13 protein-coding genes are annotated in these 19,306 nt (G+C 70.6%); 7 read left to right on the top strand and 6 right to left on the bottom strand.

Annotated features, from left to right (window positions below):
* Positions 1-97: 97 nt before the first annotated feature.
* The 3 genes from DSC45_RS17435 to DSC45_RS17425 form a co-directional block, all read right to left on the bottom strand.
* On the bottom strand, positions 98-1,291 hold the full coding sequence (locus DSC45_RS17435; RefSeq protein ID WP_119291952.1) for a PQQ-dependent sugar dehydrogenase: 1,194 nt from the start codon (positions 1,289-1,291) through the stop codon (positions 98-100).
* Positions 1,292-1,453: 162 nt separating this feature from the next.
* Positions 1,454-2,011: an RNA 2'-phosphotransferase gene (locus DSC45_RS17430; RefSeq protein ID WP_119291950.1), complete on the bottom strand. Its 558-nt coding sequence runs from the start codon at positions 2,009-2,011 to the stop codon at positions 1,454-1,456.
* A 191-nt stretch (positions 2,012-2,202) separates the two neighbouring features.
* The gene (locus DSC45_RS17425) at positions 2,203-3,201 is read right to left on the bottom strand and encodes an aldo/keto reductase (protein WP_119291948.1); all 999 of its coding nucleotides are present in this window, start codon (positions 3,199-3,201) and stop codon (positions 2,203-2,205) included.
* 120 nt (positions 3,202-3,321) lie between these two features.
* Here DSC45_RS17425 and DSC45_RS17420 point away from each other — a divergent pair, with 120 nt between their 5' ends.
* From DSC45_RS17420 to serA, 6 genes are all read left to right on the top strand, one after another.
* Positions 3,322-4,260 (top strand): 2-hydroxyacid dehydrogenase, encoded by a 939-nt coding sequence (locus DSC45_RS17420; RefSeq protein ID WP_119291946.1) that lies wholly within the window; start codon positions 3,322-3,324, stop codon positions 4,258-4,260.
* A gap of 378 nt (positions 4,261-4,638) precedes the next feature.
* Entirely contained in the window at positions 4,639-7,440 is a 2,802-nt protein-coding gene (locus tag DSC45_RS17415; RefSeq protein WP_205571366.1) for a putative bifunctional diguanylate cyclase/phosphodiesterase, read from the top strand.
* A 204-nt stretch (positions 7,441-7,644) separates the two neighbouring features.
* Positions 7,645-9,540 (top strand): acetolactate synthase large subunit, encoded by a 1,896-nt coding sequence (locus DSC45_RS17410; protein WP_119291942.1) that lies wholly within the window; start codon positions 7,645-7,647, stop codon positions 9,538-9,540.
* A 23-nt stretch (positions 9,541-9,563) separates the two neighbouring features.
* Complete coding sequence (gene ilvN / locus DSC45_RS17405; RefSeq protein ID WP_119291940.1) at positions 9,564-10,088, top strand: acetolactate synthase small subunit; 525 nt, start codon at positions 9,564-9,566, stop codon at positions 10,086-10,088.
* A 121-nt stretch (positions 10,089-10,209) separates the two neighbouring features.
* A complete protein-coding gene (ilvC, locus tag DSC45_RS17400) occupies positions 10,210-11,208 on the top strand; it encodes a ketol-acid reductoisomerase (protein ID WP_119291938.1) in 999 nt (332 codons plus the stop codon).
* Positions 11,209-11,532: 324 nt separating this feature from the next.
* Positions 11,533-13,155 (top strand): phosphoglycerate dehydrogenase, encoded by a 1,623-nt coding sequence (serA, locus tag DSC45_RS17395; RefSeq protein ID WP_119291936.1) that lies wholly within the window; start codon positions 11,533-11,535, stop codon positions 13,153-13,155.
* 109 nt (positions 13,156-13,264) lie between these two features.
* On the opposite strand, the gene DSC45_RS17390 is transcribed toward serA, so the two are convergent.
* Positions 13,265-14,851 carry an MFS transporter gene (locus DSC45_RS17390; RefSeq protein ID WP_240434690.1) on the bottom strand — a complete coding sequence of 529 codons (1,587 nt, stop codon included), beginning with the start codon at positions 14,849-14,851 and terminating at the stop codon, positions 13,265-13,267.
* A 181-nt stretch (positions 14,852-15,032) separates the two neighbouring features.
* Between DSC45_RS17390 and DSC45_RS17385 the strand changes: the two genes are divergently transcribed.
* A complete protein-coding gene (locus DSC45_RS17385) occupies positions 15,033-15,626 on the top strand; it encodes a TetR/AcrR family transcriptional regulator (RefSeq protein ID WP_119291934.1) in 594 nt (197 codons plus the stop codon).
* Positions 15,627-15,645: 19 nt separating this feature from the next.
* Here the strand turns inward: DSC45_RS17385 and DSC45_RS17380 are convergent, their stop codons facing one another.
* Both DSC45_RS17380 and DSC45_RS17375 read right to left on the bottom strand, forming a co-directional pair.
* On the bottom strand, positions 15,646-17,448 hold the full coding sequence (locus DSC45_RS17380) for an ABC transporter ATP-binding protein (protein WP_119291932.1): 1,803 nt from the start codon (positions 17,446-17,448) through the stop codon (positions 15,646-15,648).
* Positions 17,445-19,268, bottom strand: a complete 1,824-nt coding sequence (locus DSC45_RS17375) for an ABC transporter ATP-binding protein (protein ID WP_119291931.1) — start codon at positions 19,266-19,268, stop codon at positions 17,445-17,447. Before DSC45_RS17375 ends, DSC45_RS17380 begins: the two co-directional genes overlap by 4 nt.
* Between the last annotated feature and the right edge of the window lie 38 nt (positions 19,269-19,306).

Below are 19,306 nucleotides of genomic sequence, written 5' to 3'. Positions count from 1 at the left end.
TGCCCCCGCACCACCCACGCCCGAGGGACTCGTCAATTCAGCGTAACCCCGGCGTACCGGACACTCGTCGCCCGACGTCTTACGGAGCTGTGACCTCCTACTTCACCTGTACCTCCAGGATCCGGTCGTCTCCCTTCTCCGGCGTACCGCGCGAATCGGTCTCATTGGTCACCACCCAGAGCTTGTCCGTCCCCGCGGCCACCACGGTGCGCAGCCGGCCGTACTTGCCCTCGAGGAAGGCCTCCGGGTCGGCGACGGGCTTCGTGCCGTCCAGCGGGATCCGCCAGAGCCGCTCGCCGCCCAGGCCGGCCATCCACACCGACCCCTTCGACCAGGCGATCCCGCTCGGTGAGGCGTCGGACGTCTTCCACTGGGCGACCGGGTCGACGTAACTCGTGTCGTCCCCCTTGCCCTCGATCTCGGGCCAGCCGTAGTTCTTGCCCGGACCGATCGCGTTCAGCTCGTCCCAGGTGTCCTGGCCGAATTCGGCCGCCCAGAGCCGCTGCTTCTTGTCCCAGGCAAGGCCCTGCACGTTTCGGTGGCCGTACGAATAGACCACCGAGTCCGATTCGGGATTGCCGTCGGCGGGCTCGCCCTCGGGAGTCATCCGCAGGATCTTGCCGCCGAGGGACTTCTTGTCCTGGGCCTGACCGGTGTCGCCCGTTTCTCCCGTGCCCGCGTAGAGCATCTTGTCGGGGCCGAAGGCGATGCGGCCGCCGTTGTGCACATGGCCCTTCGGGATGCCCTTGAAGACCGTGTCGGGGGCGCTGAGCTGCTGACCCTTGGGCTTCTTCTCGTCGTAGAGCATGCGGACGATGCGGTTGTCCGACTCCGTGGTGAAGTACGCGTACACCTGGTGGTCCGCGCCGAAGGTGGGGGAGAGGGCGAGGCCCATCAGGCCGCCCTCGCCCTCGGACGCGACCCCGGGCACGCTGCCGAGCAGGATCTTCTTCCCCGTGTCCTCGTCGATACGGGTGATCGTCGCCTCGTCGCGCGAGGAGACCAGGAGGTCGCCGCCCGGCAGCGGGGCCAGGCCCCACGGTGACTTCAGACCTGTGGTCACGGTGCGGGTGACCTTCGCCGAGCCTTTCTCCGGTGGTGTCTCGGAATCCGGCCTGGCGCTACCGCCGGAACGGCTGGGGCCCGACTCCGAGCCGGTGTCGTCGGACGGCTCCGAGTCGCCGCCGCCCGAGCAGGCGGTGAGCAGGAGTGCGGCAGTGATCAACACGGCCGTCAGAGCTGGACGTCGCACGGCACAATCCCTTCGGCGGCTGCATCTTCCACTCTTCATACACCGCAGGCGCCCGAAGGGTTCCCGATCACGGCATAGCCGATACCGCGTACCCAGTCCGCAGACTCAGCGCCCACAGCGCCCACAGCGCCCACAGCGCCCACAGCGCCCACAGCGATCCGGCCGATGCTCGCGCGCCCGGCTGAACGCCCCGCCGCGCGTTCAGCCGGGAAACCGGAGATGATCCACCGGAACCGACGCGGTCAGCCACACGCCGTTCGCGCTCAACCGGAACTCGTGCCCGGCACGGTGCATCGCCCCCGCGGACACCGTGAGTACGACAGGCCGGCCGCGTCGCGCACCGACTCGGGTCGCGGTCTCGCGGTCCGCGGAGAGATGCACGTCGTGGCGGGCCATCGGACGCAGTCCCTCGGCCCGGATCGCGTCCAGGCTGCGGGCCACGGTGCCGTGGAACAGGGACGCGGGCGGTACGGCGGGGACCAGCCCCAGATCCACCGGCACGGTGTGCCCCTGGCTCGCGCGGATCCGGTCACCGTCCACGGCGAATCGCCGCTTGTCGTTGTGGGCCACCGCGTGCTCCAACTCGGCCCGGGTGAAGGCGAAGCCGTCCGCGGAGGCCGCGGCGATCAGAGTGTCGATCGCCACCCAGCCCTGTGCATCGAGTACCAGGCCGATCCGCTCGGGCCGATGCCGCAGGTGCTGAGAGAGGTATTTGGAGACCTGGACCGTCCGCCCCTCGTGCGCTGAACCGTTCTGCATCACCTCAGGATGCCCGCGCCGCCCTGCGGCGCGCATGCGGATTACGCGCACGCCACCGGCCGGCACCACGAGCCGCGGGGGGCGAGGACACCACCGGCCCCGCACACTCAACGGCGCAGGACGGGCACGTCAGCGATTCAGCGATCGATGCGCAGGTTGCCGACACGGCGCCGCGACGCCAGCAGCGCCCCTCACTCCCAGGACCCCTGCGCCACCGGCAGCCCGGCGATCTCCGCCAGATCCTCGGGAGTCAGGTGCAGTTCGGCCGCCGCCGCGTTCTCCCTCGCCCACCGCTCCCGCTTCGTACCCGGCACCGGCACCACGTGCGGCCCGCGCGACAGCACCCACGCGAGCGCCACCTGCGCCTCGGTCACCTCGGCCCCGTGGCGCTCCGCGATCCGCCGCAACCCCACCAGGATCGGCTGGTTGGCGGCCATCATCTCCGCGGTGAACCGCGGATGCCGGGCCCGCACGTCGTCCGGCTCGAAGCCCTGCCCCGGCTTGAGCGTGCCCGTGAGGAAACCGTTCCCCAGCGGCATGGCCGCCAGGAAGCCCACCCCGCGCGCCTGGCACCACGGCAACAGCGCGTCCAGTGCGTCGGGCGACCACACCGAAAGCTCGGCCTGCACCGTGCTCACCGGGAACACCTGCTGCACCCGCCGCAGTTGGCGGATCGTTCCGTCATGCAGACGGGCACCCGCCCGGCGTCCGGACCGGGCGCCGAGCGCGCTGAGGCCGAGCGCGCGGACCTTGCCGGCGGCGACCAGTTCGGCCATCGCGCCCCAGGTCTCCTCGACCGGGACCTCGGGATCGGCCCGGTGCAGCTGGTAGAGGTCGATGACGTCGGTACCGAGCCGCCGCAGCGAGGCGTCGCAGGCCCGTTTGACGTACCCGGGGCGGCCGTTGGCCACGATGTGCTGCTCGCCGACGAGCAGCCCGCACTTGGTGGACACGAAAGCGTCGGCGCGCCGCTCCTTGAGTACGCGGCCGATCAGCAGCTCGTTGGTGAACGGGCCGTACATGTCCGCGGTGTCGAGCAGGTTCACCCCCGCGTCGAGCGCTGTGTGCACGGCCCGCAGGGACTCCTCGCCGCGCTGCTGGGACCCGGTGTACGCCCAGCTCATCGGCATGCACCCGAGGCCGACCGCACCCACCTCGAGCGCCGCCGCCCCGATCGTCCTGCGCTCCACCGGCCCGTGCCCTCCCTGTAGTGATGCGCCCCCAAACTAACCCTTGCCGCCGACAGCCGTACGCCCGCAGTCGTACGCCCGCCCGAAAGGCCGCAACCCAGGCGCATTAGCCTCCTGACCATGACCGCAGACGTATGGCTCCCCTTTGCCGCCAAGGACATCGACGGACTCCCGCAGGGACTCGGCTACCGCTTCTGGGACGGCGGCCCCGACTACCCCGCCGACCCGGCCGAGTGTGCCTTCTACGTGGTCCCTTATATGAAGGGCTCCGACGTCGCCGTGCGGCCGCTGTCCGCGATGACGTCGGTTCGGGTGGTGCAGACGCTGTCGGCCGGTATCGACCATGTCCAGCCGGGAATCGGCTCGTTGCCGTCCGGCGTGAGGCTCTGCAACGCGCGCGGGGTGCACGAGGCCTCGACCGCGGAGCTCACGATCGCCCTCGTCCTCGCTTCGCTGCGGGGCATCCCGGGTTTCGTCCGCGGCCAGGACTCCGAGGACTGGCGTTCCGGCTTCTACCCCGCACTCGCCGACAAGTCCGTACTGATCGTCGGCTACGGGTCGATCGGCGCGGCGATCGAGGACCGGCTCGCGCCCTTCGAATGCGCGCGGGTGGCACGCGTCGCGCGCTCCGCCCGCACCACGGAGCGCGGCGAAGTGCACCCTCTCTCCGAGCTGCCGGCTCTTCTGCCGGAGGCCGACGTGGTGATCCTCTCGACGCCGCTCACCTCGGCGACGAGGGGCCTGGTGGACGCAGAGTTCCTGGCCGGGATGAAGGACGGCTCACTTCTGGTGAACGTCGCGCGCGGGGGCGTCGTCGACACCTCGGCCCTGCTGACGGAACTGGAGCGCGGACGCCTCAACGCCGCTCTCGACGTCACCAACCCCGAACCCCTGCCTGCCGGGCACCCGTTGTGGCATGCTCCGAACCTCCTCATCAGCCCGCACGTCGGCGGGAGCACCTCGGCCTTCCTGCCCCGTGCCAAGCGGCTGCTCGCCGGTCAGTTGACGCGGTACGCGGCCGGGGAACCGGTGGAGAACGTCGTCCTGACGACGGAGTAGCGACCGCCGCTCGCCGCCCCGTCAGCGGGGCGAGTCGGGGCGCGAAATCCGGCGTTCGGGCACCCTCCGCACCCGCCCGGATGCGTCGAGTATCCGCATCGTCCCTGGTCGTCACGGAGCGTAGAGAGGCTATGTCCCTGAGTGACCAAACTGGTGTATCGTCCCGACTGGGGTTGCGCCGCGCGCAGTTCGGCGCCGTGGGCACACAGGATGGCGAGGGGGGCGACGGGCGATGCACGGCCGATGGACGGACGATCCGACGCGGAAGAGCCGACGAAGGCGCTCCTCCCGTACCCAGGCCCACCGACACAGGCTTCGGGGGTGCCGGAGGAGGACCAGCTCCGTACGGAAACGGGCGGAGCGGTGACTTCCCCCGGGATGATGCTGGCCGGCGGCCGGGTCGTCGGCCGCGGTCGGACCGGCCTCGTCCCCCAGTTGCTCCTGGCACTGGTCTGCGCGGGATACGCGACCGGTGCCGCCCTCGGGTGGGGGTCGCCCCGACTGGCCCTGTTCATGGGCGACTTCGGACTCAGTGCGGCCGCCGCGGTGGCCGCGGTCTCCTGCTATCTCTACAGCCGCACCCGGCGGAGCCGCTTTCGACCCGCCTGGCTTCTGTTCTCCCTCTCCTCGGCCATGGCATCCCTGGGGAACGCGGTCTGGGGTTGGTACGAGGTGGTGCTCGGCCGCCCGGTGCCGAGCCCGAGCTCGGCCGACCTGTTCTTCCTCTGCTTCGCGCCGCCGGCCATCATCGGCCTGCTCGTCCTGGCCAAGCGCCCTGTCACGCGCGCGGGTTGGGTCTGCCTCGGCCTCGACTCCTGGCTGATCGGCGGCTCGCTGCTCACCATCTCCTGGTCCCTCGCGCTCGCGCACACCGCCCAGTTCGACGACCGCAGCGTCCCGCACGCGGCGCTCTCACTGGCCTATCCGATGCTGGACATCGTGCTCGTCAGCATGGTGCTCGCCCTGCACTTCCGGCGTTCGTCGGCGCATCGCTCCGCGATCAACACGGCCATCGCCGCACTGGCGTTGACGGTCCTGTGCGACGCGCTGTTCACCTCGCCGCTGCTGCGCCAGACGTATCACTCGGGGCAGATCCTGGATGCCGGCTGGTTCGCGGGCTCACTGCTCCTCGCGTACGCCCCCTGGGTCGCGTCCAAGCCGGAACACCCGGACACCGACCGTGTGCGCTCCGACCGGGTGAGTGCCCGTCCGAGCCGCCAGATCGGCGGTTCACTCGCCGCTCTCACCCCGTATCTGGCCGCCGCGGTCTGCACGTTGGGCATGCTGTACAACGCTGTCAACGACCGTCGGGTGGACCAGGTGGTCCTCTTCACCGCCTGCACCGTGGTCCTCGCCCTGGTGGTCCGGCAGGCGATCATGCTCCTGGACAACATCACGCTCACCCAGGAACTGGCCCAGAAGGAGAACCACTTCCGCTCCCTGGTCCAGGGATCGAGCGACGTCATCATGATCGCCGCGCCCAACGGCATTCTGCGCTACGTCAGTCCGGCGGCCGCGGGTGTCTGGGGGCGTGAGGCCGACGACCTCGTCGGATCCGAACTGGCCACGCTGATCCACCCCGAGGACCTGGGCCGCTTCGCGCACGAGATCCGCCGGTTCCTCACGGCGAGCCCGGTGATCGAGCCGACCACCCGGATCGAATGCCGCTTCAGGTCGGGCGAGGGCGACTGGCTGAACGTGGAGTCGACGGTCAACCGCCACCACGGCGGCCTCATCCTCAACAGCCGTGACGTGACCGAACGGGTCCGCCTGCAGGCCCAGTTGCAGCACAATGCGGAGCACGACCCGCTCACCGACCTGCCCAACCGGTCCCTGTTCACCGGCCAGGTCACCCAGGCGCTCACCGGCCGCCGCAGCACCGACCGCGGCACCGCGGTGCTCTTCATCGACCTCGACGGATTCAAGGCGGTCAACGACACCATCGGCCACCTCGCAGGTGACGAACTCCTGATCCAGGCCGCCCGCAGACTGGCCGAATCCGTACGCTCCAGCGACACCGCGGCCCGTCTGGGCGGAGACGAGTTCGCCGCCCTCATCGTCGGCGACGGCACACGCGACCGCGCCGCCCGCGAGCGCCACATCCTGGAGCTGGCCGACCGGTTGCGCCAGACCCTCTCACTGCCGTACCGCATCGAGAACGAGGATGTACGCGTAGCCGCCTCGATCGGTGTCGCGTTCGCCGACCCCGGCCTCTCGGCCGGCGAACTTTTGCGGAACGCGGACCTGGCGATGTACCGGGCGAAGGCGGCCGGCAAGGGCCAGGTCGTGCTCTACGCGCCGCAGATGCAGGCCGAGGTGGTCCGCCGGGCCAAGCTCGCCACGCGACTGCGCTCGGCCCTCGACGACGGCGAGTTCGCCCTGCTGCACCAGCCCGTGGTGTCCCTGTCCACCGGCCGGATCACGGCCGTCGCCGCGCAGGCGCGCTGGCGCTCCGCCCAAGGCCTGCTCTTCACCCCGGCAGAGTTCATGCGGGTCGCGGACGACAGCGACCGCACCCGGGAGCTCGGCCGCTGGACGCTCGAGGAGGCGGTGGCGCAGGCCGCCGAGCGGGCGGCGACCGGTCACGCCGTACCGGTATCGGTCCGGATGACAGCCCGGCGGCTGCTCGACCGTTCCGCCCCTCCCGGCTCGATAGAGGCACTCCTGACCCGGTACGGCCTGCCGTCCGGAGCGCTCGTCGTCGAACTGGCCGACCACGACCCCGGCGTACCGCTCGACGACCTGGAGCGCCGCCTGGCGGCGCTGCGCCGGCTCGGCGTCCAGATCGCCCTGGACGGATTCGGGAACGGCAACGCGGCGATCACCGCCCTGCACCGGCTGCCCGTGGACGTGCTCAAGCTGGACCGCTCGCTGGTCGAAGGTGTGGTGGAGTCGGCCAGGCTGCACAAGATCACCAGCGGTCTGCTGCGTATCGCCAAGGATCTCGGCGTGCGCTCGGTCGCCGACGGTGTCGACCGGCCCGAGCAGGTGCTCGTCCTGCGGTCGATGGGGTGTACGCACGGCCAGGGCATGGCGTTCTCCGGCCCGCTCGACGAGCACCGGCTGCGCCGCGCCCTGGCCGTGGGCTCCTGTCCGCTGCCTCTCGACCCCACCGACCAGGTGTTCATCGGCCGGCAGGTGGACCGCTCACATAATGAGACGGCCGTCCCACCCACTTGACAGTCACTGTCGGACGGAGGGAAGGTCTGTGCCATGCGCACCCGAATTCTCGTACTTGGAAAGCGCGTCGGCTGAAGCTGAGCCCACTGAACGCTCAGCGACCGCACCGGCGCGCTCCCCTCGCTTGCCTCAGGGCACGAGGGGTTTTTTGTTGCACTGGCACCTCACATACCCTCGCAAAACCCCCTTAGCTTCGAGAAGAGAATGCCGATGACCGAGCAGGCCACCGGGGCCCACAATCCGCAGCCGCGGCCCCGCAACCAGGGACCGCAGTCCGCCGTCCAGCAGTTGACGGGCGCGCAGGCCCTCATCCGTTCCCTCGAGGAAGTGGGCGCCGACACGGTATTCGGTATCCCCGGCGGCGCGATCATGCCGGCCTACGACCCGCTCATGGACTCCTCGAAGGTCCGGCACGTCCTGGTGCGGCACGAGCAGGGTGCGGGTCACGCGGCCACCGGTTACGCGCAGGCCACCGGCAAGGTCGGGGTGTGCATGGCCACTTCGGGTCCCGGCGCCACCAACCTGGTCACCCCGATCGCCGACGCGCACATGGACTCCGTGCCGCTCGTCGCGATCACCGGTCAGGTCGCCAGCAAGGCCATCGGTACGGACGCCTTCCAGGAGGCGGACATCGTCGGCATCACGATGCCGGTGACCAAGCACAACTTCCTGGTCACCAAGGCCGAGGACATCCCGCGCACCATCGCGGAGGCCTTCCACATCGCCTCCACCGGCCGCCCGGGCCCGGTCCTCGTCGACATCGCGAAGGACGCACTGCAGCTCCGCGCCCCCTTCCAGTGGCCGCCGGTCAACGACCTGCCCGGCTACCGGCCTGTGACGAAGCCGCACGCCAAGCAGATCCGCGAGGCCGCGAAGCTCATCACCCAGGCCAAGCGCCCCGCCCTCTACGTCGGAGGCGGCGTGCTCAAGGCCGGCGCCACCGCCGAGCTGAAGGTCCTCGCCGAGCTCACTCAGGCACCCGTCATCACCACCCTGATGGCACTGGGCGCATTCCCCGACAGCCACCCGCTGCACGTGGGGATGCCGGGCATGCACGGTTCGGTCACCGCCGTCACCGCGCTGCAGAAGGCCGACCTGATCGTCGCCCTCGGAGCCCGCTTCGACGACCGGGTCACCGGCAAGCTGGACAGCTTCGCCCCGTACGCCAAGGTCGTGCACGCCGACATCGACCCCGCCGAGATCGGCAAGAACCGCGCCGCCGACGTGCCGATCGTCGGCGACGCCCGCGAGGTCATCGCCGACCTGGTGCAGGCCGTCCAGGCCGAGCACAGCGAGGGCAACGCCGGTGAGGCCGCCCTCGGCGGGTACGCAGCCTGGTGGTCCGACCTGTCCCGCTGGCGCGACACGTACCCGCTCAGCTACGACCTCCCCGAGGACGGCAGTCTCTCGCCGCAGCAGGTCATCCAGCGCATCGGCCAACTCGCCCCCGAGGACACGGTCTTCGTCGCCGGCGTCGGTCAGCACCAGATGTGGGCCGCGCACTTCATCCAGTACGAGAAGCCCGCCACCTGGCTGAACTCGGGCGGCGCCGGGACCATGGGCTACGCCGTCCCCGCGGCGATGGGAGCCAAGGCCGGCCGGCCGGAGGCACCGGTCTGGGCGATCGACGGCGACGGCTGCTTCCAGATGACCAACCAGGAACTGACCACCTGCGCGCTCAACAACATCCCGATCAAGGTCGCCATCATCAACAACGGCGTCCTCGGCATGGTCCGCCAGTGGCAGAACCTGTTCTTCGACGGCCGCTACTCGAACACCGTGCTGCACGGTGAGGACACCGGCTCGCTCCCGGGCTCCCAGGTCGGCGCCAGTGCGGGCGCCACCAAGGGCACCCGCGTCCCGGACTTCGTGAAGCTGGCCGAGGCGATGGGCTGTGTCGCGCTGCGCTGCGAGGACCCCGCCGAACTCGACGCGGTGATCGCCAAGGCGAACGAGATCAACGACCGGCCCGTGGTCGTCGACTTCATCGTCCACGAGGACGCCCAGGTGTGGCCGATGGTCGCCGCCGGCACCTCCAACGACGAAGTCATGGCAGCCAGGGGCGTCCGCCCCGACTTCGGCGACAGCGCAGACGACTGAGAGCGAAAGAGAGACCGAACGACATGACCAGGCACACGCTCTCCGTTCTCGTCGAGAACACCCCCGGCATCCTCGCCAGGATCGCCGCCCTCTTCTCCCGCCGCGGCTTCAACATCGATTCGCTCGCCGTCGGCGTCACCGAGCACCCCGACATCTCCCGCATCACCATCGTCGTGAATGTCGAGGACCTTCCGCTCGAACAGGTCACCAAGCAGCTCAACAAGCTGGTCAACGTCCTGAAGATCGTGGAACTGGAGGACGGCGGAGCCGTCCAGCGCGAACTCGTTCTGGTGAAGGTGCGTGCCGACAACGAGACACGCTCCCAGATCGTCGAGATCGTCCAGCTCTTCCGCGCCAAGACGGTCGACGTCTCACCCGAGGCCGTCACCATCGAGGCCACCGGATCGAGCGACAAGCTGGAGGCGATGCTCAAGATGCTGGAACCCTTCGGCATCAAGGAGCTCGTCCAGTCCGGCACGATCGCCATAGGCCGCGGCGCCCGGTCCATCACGGACCGTTCGCTGCGCGCCCTCGACCGCAGCGCCTGACCAGGACCGTCAGACCGCGGCCGGGCGCGGGCCCCCGCCCGCATCCCGAGACCGAACACCACCTCATGCCGGCCCCGCCGTACGGTGGGACCCAAGCATCGCTACACCAAGGAGAAGCCCAGTGGCCGAGCTGTTCTACGACGACGACGCCGACCTGTCCATCATCCAGGGCCGCAAGGTCGCGGTCATCGGTTACGGCAGCCAGGGCCACGCCCACGCGCTGTCGCTGCGCGACTCGGGTGTGGACGTCCGCGTCGGTCTGCACGAGGGGTCCAAGTCCCGTGCCAAGGCCGAGGAGCAGGGTCTGCGCGTGGTCACGCCGTCCGAGGCTTCGGCCGAGGCCGACGTCATCATGATCCTCGTGCCGGACCCGATCCAGGCCCAGGTCTACGAGGAGTCCATCAAGGACAACCTGAAGGACGGCGACGCGCTGTTCTTCGGCCACGGCCTCAACATCCGCTACGGCTTCATCAAGCCGGCGGCCAACGTGGACGTCGCCATGGTCGCGCCGAAGGGCCCGGGCCACCTCGTCCGTCGTCAGTACGAGGAGGGCCGCGGCGTTCCGTGTATCGCGGCCGTCGAGCAGGACGCCAGCGGCAACGGCTTCGCGCTCGCCCTGTCGTACGCGAAGGGCATCGGCGGCACTCGTGCCGGCGTCATCAAGACCACCTTCACCGAGGAGGCCGAGACCGACCTGTTCGGTGAGCAGGCGGTGCTCTGCGGCGGTACCGCGGCGCTGGTGAAGGCGGGCTTCGAGACGCTGACCGAGGCCGGTTACCAGCCGGAGATCGCGTACTTCGAGTGCCTCCACGAGCTCAAGCTGATCGTGGACCTCATGTACGAGGGCGGCCTGGAGAAGATGCGCTGGTCGATCTCCGAGACCGCGGAGTGGGGCGACTACGTCTCGGGCCCGCGGATCATCACGGACCAGACCAAGGTCGAGATGAAGAAGATCCTGGGCGAGATCCAGGACGGTACGTTCGCCAAGAACTGGATGGACGAGTACCACGGTGGTCTGAAGAAGTACAACGAGTACAAGACGCAGGACGAGAACCACCTGCTCGAGACCACCGGCAAGGAGCTGCGCAAGCTCATGTCCTGGGTGGACGACGAGGCGTGAGCGCCGGCCGCTCGCGGGGTCGGGTTTCTCGGGCCTTGTCGGCCCGGGCCTGACTCTCCGGCCGGTCGTGGGCGGAGTCCCTTCTCGGGGCTCCGCCCCCGGCCCGGTTTCGGGGCGCCGCCCCGGACTCCGCTCCTCGATCGCCGCAGGAGCTGTTCCACCGGAGGCGCTCTCTACTCGGAAGGGTGATCCTTCCGGAGCGGCGCGGAAGTGCCGCCGGGCACCACTACACTTCTGAACACATACGCGTCAGGCCCACAGCGTCGTGCGTCTTCCACGCGGCTAGCCACCTCCACCGCCTGCGGCCACGGGACGGCCGTCTGCATGGGACTTGTGAGGACTCACGTGAGCACTGCCAACGGCAAACCTGTCGTACTCATCGCTGAAGAGCTGTCGCCCGCGACTGTCGAAGCACTCGGACCGGACTTCGAGATCCGGCAGTGCAACGGCGGGGACCGCGCCGAGCTGCTGCCCGCCATCGCGGACGTGGACGCGATCCTCGTGCGCTCCGCCACCAAGGTGGATGCCGAGGCGATCGCCGCGGCCAAGAAGCTGAAGGTCGTCGCCCGCGCGGGCGTGGGCCTGGACAACGTGGACGTGTCCGCCGCCACCAAGGCCGGCGTCATGGTGGTCAACGCCCCGACGTCCAACATCGTCACCGCGGCCGAGCTCGCCTGCGGCCTCCTGGTCGCCACCGCGCGCAACATCCCGCAGGCCAACACCGCCCTGAAGAACGGCGAGTGGAAGCGCTCCAAGTACACCGGTGTGGAGCTCGCGGAGAAGACGCTCGGAGTTGTCGGACTCGGCCGGATCGGCGTGCTCGTCGCCCAGCGGATGTCCGGCTTCGGCATGAAGGTCGTGGCCTACGACCCGTATGTGCAGCCCGCGCGCGCCGCGCAGATGGGCGTGAAGCTCCTGACGCTCGACGAACTGCTCGAGGTCTCCGACTTCATCACCGTGCACCTGCCCAAGACGCCCGAGACGCTCGGTCTCATCGGTGACGAGGCGCTGCACAAGGTCAAGCCGTCGGTCCGTATCGTCAACGCCGCGCGTGGCGGCATCGTCGACGAGGAGGCGCTCGCCTCCGCCCTCAAGGAGGGCCGTGTCGCCGGCGCCGGCCTCGACGTGTACGCGTCGGAGCCCTGCACCGACTCCCCGCTCTTCCAGTTCGACCAGGTCGTCGCGACCCCGCACCTCGGCGCCTCGACCGGTGAGGCGCAGGAGAAGGCGGGCATCTCGGTCGCCAAGTCCGTGCGTCTCGCGCTCGCGGGCGAGCTGGTCCCGGACGCGGTGAACGTCCAGGGCGGAGTGATCGCCGAAGACGTACGCCCGGGCCTGCCGCTCGCCGAGAAGCTCGGCCGGATCTTCACCTCGCTCGCGGGCGAGGTCGCGGTCCGCCTCGACGTCGAGGTCTGTGGCGAGATCACCCAGCACGATGTGAAGGTGCTCGAACTCAGCGCGCTCAAGGGCGTGTTCGAGGACGTGGTGGACGAGACCGTCAGCTACGTGAACGCTCCGCTGTTCGCCCAGGAGCGCGGTGTCGAGGTCCGCCTCACCACCAGCTCCGAGTCGCCCGACCACCGCAACGTGGTCACGGTCCGCGGCACGCTGTCCGGCGGGGAGAACGTCTCGGTGTCCGGCACGCTCGCCGGCCCCAAGCACCTGCAGAAGATCGTGTCGATCGGCGAGTACGACATCGACCTGTCGCTCGCCGACCACATGGCCGTACTGCGCTACTCGGACCGTCCCGGTGTCGTCGGCACCGTCGGCCGGGTGCTCGGTGAGGCCGGTCTGAACATCGCGGGCATGCAGGTCGCGCGTGCGGAGGTCGGTGGCGAGGCGCTCGCGGTGCTCACCGTCGACGGCACCGTCCCGCAGCCCGTGCTGGTCGAGCTGGCCGAGGAGATCGGCGCGACCTCGGCGCGTTCGGTCAACCTGGCGGACTGAGCCGGGCCCGTCCGGCGGGCGCGCACACGACAGGGAACAGGGACGGGTCCGGCACCACTGGGTGACCGGGCCCGTCCCTTTTCTTCGGCCTTCGGGGAGGCCGCTCGGGTCAGCGGCCGGCATCGGTGGTGGCGTACGTACGGTCCGAAGTGGTCCTGTCCGTAGGGGATTCGGCCTCGATCGTGCTGCTGCATCGGAGGGTCGTGAGCGCCGCTGCCGCTGCTGCGAGGAGCAGGAGCGTGCCGAGGAGTGCCGCCGTATGCATCCCGTCGGTGAACGCCGCGCGGGCCGCGGCCGTCAGCGCTTCGCCGGCGTGCTCGGGCATCGCGCGGGCGGAGGCGAGTGCTCCGCCGAGGGTCTCGCGTGCGGCGTCCGGCGCGCCGTCCGGGATCCGGTGTCGGTAGACCGCGGTGCCCACGGCGCCGAGGACGGCCATACCGAGCGCTCCGCCGAACTCCTGGCCGGTCTCGAGCAGCGAGGAGGCCGAACCGGCCCGCTCCGCGGGGGCCGCGCCGAGCGCCAGGTCGGTGAGCTGCGACATCACGATGACGATCCCGGCGGCCAGTACGCCCGCGCCGGACAGCGCGGTCCACAGCGCATCGGTGTCCGCGGCGGCGAGCAGTCCGAAACCGGCTGCCGCGGTGACGAAGCCGCCCGCCACCACGTGACGCCGCTCGGCGCCGCGCGCGACGAGCACGGTCGCGGCCGGAGCGGCGAAGCCGACCAGGGCGGAGGGCAGCAGTGACCACAGGGCCGCCTCCAACGGCCCCTTGCCGAGCACCGATTGCAGATACTGCGTGGTGAAAAGGGCGGACCCCATCATGCCGAAGGCCGCCACCAGATTGAGTGCCACCGCGGGCCCGAAGCCCCGGCCGCGGAACAGCGCCGGGTCGACCAGCGGTGAGGCGACCGTGCGCTGGCGACGTACGAAGGCGACGGCGAAGAGAACGCCGACCGCGAGCCAGACGCCGTACTCCACACGCATTCCTTCGGACGGGATCTCCTTGAGGCCGTAGACGAGCGGGAGTACGGCGGCCATCGAGAGCGGCACGCTCGGCAGGTCGAAACGACCGCGCCCCGCGGACCTCGACTCGGGAATCAGAACCGGCGCGAGGACCAGCAGCAGTGCCATCGCGGGCAGATTGACCAGGAAGACCGAGCCCCACCAGAAGTGCTCCACCAGGATCCCGCTGAGCACCGAGCCGAGTGCCACGCCTCCCGCCATGACGGCCGACCAGATGCCGATGGCCTTCGCGCGCTGGGTGGCGTCGCGGAACATGGTGCGGACCAGGGCCATGGTCGAGGGCATCAGTGTCGCGCCGCCGATGCCGAGCATCGCGCGTGCCGCGATGAGGAGTTCGGCGCTCTGCGCGTACGCCGCCGCGAGCGAGGCGGCGCCGAAGGCGGCCGCGCCGATGAGCAGCAGTCGGCGCCTGCCGATCCGGTCGCCGATGGCGCCCATGGTCATCAGGAGGCCCGCGAGCACGAACCCGTAGATGTCGAAGATCCACAGTTGCTGGGTGCCGCTGGGGTCCAGGTCCGCACTGATCGAGGGGACCGCGAAGTACAGCACGGACACGTCCATCGAGACCAGGAGCAGCGGCAGCATCAGAACGACCAGAGCTGTCCATTCCCTGCGGCCGGCGCGCTCGCCCTCGGGGGCCGCGGTGGTGGGGTCGTGCATCGGATTCGCCATGCCCTTCAATGTACGTCTGTCTTATACGCACGTATAGAACGCTTGTGTAAAACACTGGTATAGGGCGTTGGTGCGGGCCTCGCCTGCGCATTCATGGGTGGCTTCCGTGTTGCTTCGGGCTGGTACAGGCGTATGGGACGGCTGTGTGGGACGGCCGTATACCGCCGCCTATGCTGTGCGGATGGGACACCGCGAGGATCTGCTCGAAGGCGCGAAGCGCTGTCTGCTGGCGAAGGGGTTCGTACGCACGACGGCCCGCGACATCGTCACGGAGTCCGGGACGAACCTCGCCTCGATCGGCTACCACTACGGTTCGAAGGACAAGCTGCTGGCCCAGGCCTACATCTCACTGGTGGAGGCGGTCGGCGACCAGTGGGGCGCGGACCTGTTCGCCGGACGTGGCGAGGCGCCGGTCCGCAGTCTGGAGCGCTTTCACGAGGTGTGGGGGCGGATCGTGCGTTCGTTCCCCGAGGCGCGGCCGATCTGGCTGCTGAGCTTCGAGTCCGTGCTGTACGGCGACCGGATGCCCGAGGCGCGGGAGATCCTGGTGGACGCGCAGCAGCAGGGGCGGGCGGGACTCGTCCCGATGTTCACCGGAGTGGTCGAGGACGAACTCGACGAGGACATCGTGAACTCCGAGGGCCGGCTCTACCAGACACTGCTCAACGGCCTGATGCTCCAGTGGCTCCTCGACCCGGACGAGGCCACCGACGCGGACCAGCTCACCGCCGGCCTGCGCCGGGTGATCGAGGGCGCGACCGGCTCCGCGGGCTGACCGTCCGACGGGCGGTGGTTCAGGAGGCGGCAGCCGCCCGCTCGCCGTGCCAGGAACGCCACAGCGCGGCATAGGCGCCGTCGGCCGCCACCAGCTCGTGGTGCGTGCCGAGTTCGGTGAGGCGACCGTCCTCGAGCACGGCGACCCGGTCGGCGTCGTAGGCCGTGTGCAGGCGATGCGCGATCGCGATGACCGTACGGCCTTCGAGTACGGCGGCCAGCGCGCGCTCCGCGTGCCGGGCGGTGCGCGGGTCGAGGAGCGCGGTCGCCTCGTCGAGGATCAGCGTGTGCGGGTCGGCGAGGACCACGCGCGCCAGGGCGAGTTGCTGTGCCTGGGCGCCGTCCGGCCGGTGTCCCTCGGGGCCCAGTTCCGTGTCCAGGCCGTCCGGCAGTTCCGCGGTCCACTCGGCGCCGACGGCGGCGAGCGCCGCGTGCAGTTCGCTGTCGGTGGCGTGGGCGGAGGCGATCCGGAGGTTGTCCCGGACGGTGCCGAGGAAGACGTGATGTTCCTGGGTGACGAGGACGACATGCCGGCGCAGCTGATCGGCGTCCAGGGCGGCGACCGGGACCCGGCCGACGGTCACCGAGCCGGTGTGCGGAGTGCCGGTGCCTGCCATCAGCCTGCCGAGCGTGGTCTTGCCCGCACCCGAAGGGCCGACGATGACGAGCCGCTCGCCGGGTGTGACCGTCAGGTCGACGCCGTGCAGCACGTCGCCTCCCTCGTCGTAGGCGTAGTGCACACCGGCCACCTCGATCCGGTCGTCGGCCGGTGCGGCGGCCGTGCCGGGCGGCGTGGGCGTGACCGGGCCGAGGCCCTCGACCCTGGCGAACGAAGCGCGGCCGGCCTGCAGTTGCTCCATCTGCTGCAGGATGACGTCCAGCGGCTGGGAGAGCTGGCGCAGGTAGAGCGCCGAGGCGACCACCGCACCGAGAGTCATCGCTCCGTGCGCGTACAGCGCGCCGCCGGCCAGCAGAACGCCGGCCACCGGAATCACGTACGAGATGTCCACGGCCGGGAAGAGCACACTGCGCAGGAACAGGGTGCGGGTCCGCGTGGTCCTGCACGCCTCGATCCGGTCCCGGCAGGCCGCCATGCGGTGCTGCTGCAGCCCGAAGGCCTCGACGGTACGGGCGCCCGCGGCGGTGGCCGCGAGCTGCTCCGCGAGCGCGGAGTTGGCTGCCCCCTCGTCGAGGTACGCCGTGAGCGCCCGGCGCAGATACCAGCGGGCGGCGAACCAGATGCCGAGCAGGCCCACGACCGCGCACCCGCCGAGCAGCGGATCGAGCGCGAAGACCGCGCCGAGGATGAACACCGCCTGCACGGAGGCGATGAGGACCTGGGGACCGGCATCCCGCAGGGTGGCGCCGACCGAGGCGACATCCGCGGTGCCGCGGGTCATCAGATCGCCGGTTCCCGCACGTTCGACCACCGCGGCGGGCAGGGCGAGTGCCCGGTCGGTGAACTGCTCGCGGATACGGGCCAGGGCGCGCTCGCCGAAACGGTGTCCGACGTAACCGGCGTAACGCGCCAGGACGAGCTGGACCAGTGCGAAGACGAGGATGAGGAGTGCGAGGCGGTCCACGGAGGCCACCGGGGCGCCGTCCCTGACCTCGTCGATGATGCGGCCGAGCAGCCACGGGCCGACGAGCCCGGCGCCAGCGGCCAGCGCGTTGAGGCCGATCACGGCGGCGAAGACACGGCCGTCCTGACGGATGAGACGGAGCGCGGCGCGGCGGACCCGGGACGGGTCCGCGACGGGGAGGGTGCGGCTCGTGGGGGCGTCGGATGCGGCGGGCGCCGGTCCTGGCGTGCCGTCGGTCATCGCAAGGCCTCCCGGCCCATGGGAGCGGGGCCTTCGCCGGCCCGGTCGCGGTCCTCCAGGTCCTCGTCCCGTACGCCGTCCCTGCCGTGTTCGCCGTGGCCGGCCCGTACGCCGTCGCCGTCGGTCGTGCCGCGGGAGACCAGCAGGCGGTAGTCCGGCTGCCGGGCCAGGAGTTCACGGTGGCTGCCCGAGTCCGCCACGCGGCCGTCGACCAGGAACCGCACGGTGTCCGCCCGGTCCAGCAGCAACGGCGACGTGCTGGTGACCACGGTGGTGCGCCCGGACCGTGCCATGTGCAGCCGGGCCGCGACGGCCGCCTCGGTGTGGGCGTCGACCGCCGACGTGGGCTCGACGGCCAGGAGGATCTCGGGATCGGCCAGCAGTGCCCGGGCCAGCCGGATGCGCTGGCGCTGACCGCCGGAGAGGGTGCGGCCCTGTGCGTCGACGGGCGAGTCCAGGCCGTCCGGCAGGGCGCGGACGATGTCCTGCGCCATGGCCGCGTGCAGGCCGCGGGCGATGGCCTCGTCGTCCCGGTCCCGGGGTGCGCTGATCACCTCGTGCAGGGGGCCGGCGAAGAGATCGGCCTCGTTGTCCGCGACCAGGATCCGTCGGCGGACCTGGGTCAGGTCGATCTCGTCGAGGCGTATCTCGCCCCAGGTCGCGGCTGATTCGGCGAATCGGCCGAGCCGGTCGACCACCGTCGCCGACTCCGCGGGCCGTGCGCTGACCAGTGCGGTGAGCCTGCCCGGGGTCACCTCGACACCGGATGCGGGATCGCGCAGCGCGGCCGGACGCGCGGGAGGGTCCGAAGTCCCGTCCCCGCCGAGGGAATCGGGTTCCATGGCCAGGAAACGTACGACTCTGCGCGCGGCGACCAGGCCGCGGCTCAGGTCGTCGCCGCTCTCGATGAGGGACGAGACGGGCACCACGAGGACCGCCGTGTATCCGTAGACCGCGACCAACTCGCCGACGGTGATGGCCCCTTGCGCCGCCATCCGGGCCGCAAGCCAGACCACGGCACCCAGGAACAGGGCGGGCAGGCCGACGCCGAGGGCCTGGATCCAGCTGGTCACCGCGCCGACCCGGTAGCCCTGTGCCCGCAGGGTCCGCGAACCGCGCCGGTAACGCTCGGCGTACACCTCCTTGCCGCCGACGCCGTTGAGGACCCGGAGCCCTCCGACGATGTCCGTGAACCGGGCGGCGAGCCGGCCCTGTTGGTCCCGGTACGTCGACTCGACGCCCTGCAGCCGACCGAGCAGCGGGCCGACCGCCACCGCGAGCAGTGGCACACCGAGCAGCACCACCGCCGCGAGCAGCGGCGAAACGGTCAACAGCAGCGCGGCCACCACGACATAGGCGAGGACCGCGCCGACACCCGGGCCCATGATGGTCAGCGTCTGCGCAATCACCCCGACGTCACGGAACCCCACCGTGACGACCTCCCCGGCCGTGACCCGCCGCTGCAGTGTGCCGCCGAGCCGGGTCGCCTGCCGGACCACCACCTGCACCGAGCGGAAGGCGGCATCCATCCGCACCCTGGTCATGGTGCGGTGGCGCATGATGGACAGCCACGCGTCCAGCACCCCCACCCCGAGCAGCGCCCCGACCCAGCCGACGAGAATCGGCCACTGCCGCTGCTCGAGGCCGTCGTCGATGGCACGCGACAGCAGGTACGGCGGCAGCGCCAGACAGACCATCCAGGCGCTGCCGTACAGCGCACCGGCGGTGATCCTGCGGCGCTGGCTGGTGATCAGCCACCACAGGTACCGGCCCGCGCTGCGGATGTCGGGGGTGCCCGGACCCGAGTTCGATTCCCTCACCCGGCGCACACTAGAGCGTCGGCCGATCCGGAACCGGG

Source organism: Streptomyces sp. YIM 130001 (assembly GCF_003574445.1).
GTDB lineage: Bacteria > Actinomycetota > Actinomycetes > Streptomycetales > Streptomycetaceae > Streptomyces.
Note: the sequence above shows the minus strand (reverse complement) of the source record. Positions and strands in the feature narration are given on the sequence as shown.